This is a genomic window from Frisingicoccus sp., from assembly GCA_016298055.1.
Classification (GTDB): Bacteria; Bacillota; Clostridia; order Lachnospirales; family Lachnospiraceae; genus Frisingicoccus.
Genome location: JAEDDO010000239.1, coordinates 1 through 2445 on the forward strand (window position 1 = coordinate 1; position 2445 = coordinate 2445).

Below are 2445 nucleotides of genomic sequence, written 5' to 3' on the forward strand. Positions count from 1 at the left end.
CTGATATTCGTCAGACAAAATCTCACTTAATATCATCCGGTTGATTTCATTATCTGTTGTGGTCAAGTATTTTTGTAACATTTATGGCTAAAAAATATCGTTGATCGACTACTCTCCTATCCGTGCTTCGTATGGTGTCCGATAATCATTTATTAACAGCCATTTTATAACAAACTTATTTTCAACTTTTCATTCAGAATAAAAGAAGTCCCAGCATAAGAGACTCTGACGCATTTTCCATCAGATTATTTTATCCTGAGACTTTTTGTGATATTATGTTTAATTGTAACTAATAGAAAAAGCAGAAATCGCCCCGACCAAAGTTTGACTTCTGCTTCAACACCACGGCATAACACTTTCACGCTATGTCATTTCCTATGATAACAATTAAAACAGAAAACTACAACCTTATTTCTCAAGATTTTTATAATAAAACGATAGATTCTCTTGATCTTAACCTTATTTCGTGTACCTGTGGGCATTTCGGATGCCTGATCCGTTATGGTTACTATAAACGAAATGTCCAGCTGAAAGATGACAGGATCACACTAACCCTGGTTCGTGTCTATTGCACAGCATGTGGCCACACGCATGCACTTCTTCTTTCTTCTATGGTCCCTTATTCTCAGATCCCGCTGAACATACAAATGGCCGCCATTCATGCTTTTGAATCCGGACTTTCTCCGGAACGCATACTGACAGACCAGTGTTTTATTGATGAAAACAATCTCAAAGCTGTCATCCGTGCTTACAGACTTCACTGGAAAGAACGGCTGCATTCTGCAGGTCTTTCTCTCTTTGATCGGCCTTCTCTTGTTATCGGATGCTTTTCACATTTTTCAAGACAGTTCATGCAGATAAAAACAACCGTCAATAAACTTTTTCTTTTACCAACATAGCCTTACACGACAGCTTCCTTCTTCTTCGGTATCCTTTTAGAAAAAGGAGGCTTAAATCGTATGAAATCAGAAAAACAGCAGGAGATCGCACTCATGCGCTATGGTGCGATCGCTCCACTTGTCTCAGGTCTGGACGAAAACTATCCAAGTAAGACCGCTTTCTACACAGAAATCTCTAACAAAGGAATTGTAGGGCCTGACGGACGTGTCCATCATTATGCACCTGCAACCATTGAAAAATGGTATCTTGATTACCAGAACCACGGCTTTGATGCACTCGTTCCTAAAAGCAGGGCAGATGCCGGTATGAGCCGCAAACTTGATGACGATCTGCAGGAACGCATCCGCTACTTCAAGACGAATTACCCACGTATGTCAGCAGCCGCCATCTACAGACAGCTGAAAACAGATGGCTCCATCATAAACGGCCAGGTTTCAGAATCCACCATCTGCCGTTTTGTAAATCAGCTCCAGAACGAGCTGCGTCAGACACCTAACAGGGATATGCGGCGTTATGAACGGCCGCACATCAATGAAGTGTGGTGCGGTGACAGCAGTGTCGGACCACGTCTCACCGATAAAGACGGAAAGAAACACCGTATTTACATCATTGCCCTGATCGATGATGCCAGCCGTTTCATTACAGGCGTTGATATTTTTTATAATGATAACTTTGTAAATCTGATGTCCGTTATGAAATCAGCCGTATCAAAGTACGGACGTCCCAAAGTGCTCAACTTCGATAATGGAAAATCTTATAAAAACAGGCAGATGGAACTTCTTGCAGCCAGGATCGGTACAACACTCAGCTACTGCCAGCCATACACTCCAACCGGAAAAGCAAAGATCGAACGATGGTTCCGCACACTGAAAGATCAGTGGATGGCGGGCCTTGACATGCAGGATTTCCATTCACTGGATGAACTGCGTGGCAGTCTCTATTCTTATGTTCAGAGGTATAACCAGACGCCGCATGCTTCTCTCCGGGGAATGTCTCCCCAGGACCGCTTCTTCTCTGAGCCGGAACAGATCCGCAGACTTTCGGCAGATGATATCGGCAAAGATTTTCTCCTGGAGATCGAACGCCGTGTTTCTGCTGACTGTGTCATTGTAATTGACCAGATCGAATACGAAGTAGACTATCGGTTTGCCCGCCAGCGTATCCGCCTGCGCTATTCTCCGGATATGAAAGATATCTTTGTTATTGAGACAGATGGGGCACTTACCCCTATCCGTCTTCTCCACAAAACGGAAAATGCATTGATCAAAAGAGAAAAAGTACACCTTTGCAAAGGAGATGAATAGCGATGGATTACACTGCCAGATATGGGTTAGAGTTCAACCCGTTTTTAAAGAACTCAAAGGAAGTCCTTGTAGAAACCCAGGAATACAAAGAGGTTCTGTTCCGTCTGAATTATCTGTTGGCCACTAAAGGCTTTGGATTACTGACCGGCAGTGCCGGAAGAGGCAAGACCACCGCGATCCGCAGCTGGTCAGCCGGATTGAATCCTTCTTTATATAAAGTCGTCTATTCCAGCCTGTCCAC

General features: G+C 43.6%; 2 protein-coding genes and 1 pseudogene. All 3 read left to right on the forward strand.

Features of this window, described 5'->3' with window-relative positions; all coding sequences use genetic code 11:
* Positions 1-377 precede the first annotated feature (377 nt).
* On the forward strand, positions 378-899 hold the full coding sequence (locus QZZ35_RS11075; protein WP_291237457.1) for a hypothetical protein: 522 nt from the start codon (positions 378-380) through the stop codon (positions 897-899).
* A gap of 60 nt (positions 900-959) precedes the next feature.
* Positions 960-2204 carry a DDE-type integrase/transposase/recombinase gene (locus QZZ35_RS11080; RefSeq protein WP_291237458.1) on the forward strand — a complete coding sequence of 415 codons (1245 nt, stop codon included), beginning with the start codon at positions 960-962 and terminating at the stop codon, positions 2202-2204.
* Positions 2205-2206: 2 nt separating this feature from the next.
* Positions 2207-2445, forward strand: a pseudogene (locus tag QZZ35_RS11085) (ExeA family protein); the annotation flags it as partial.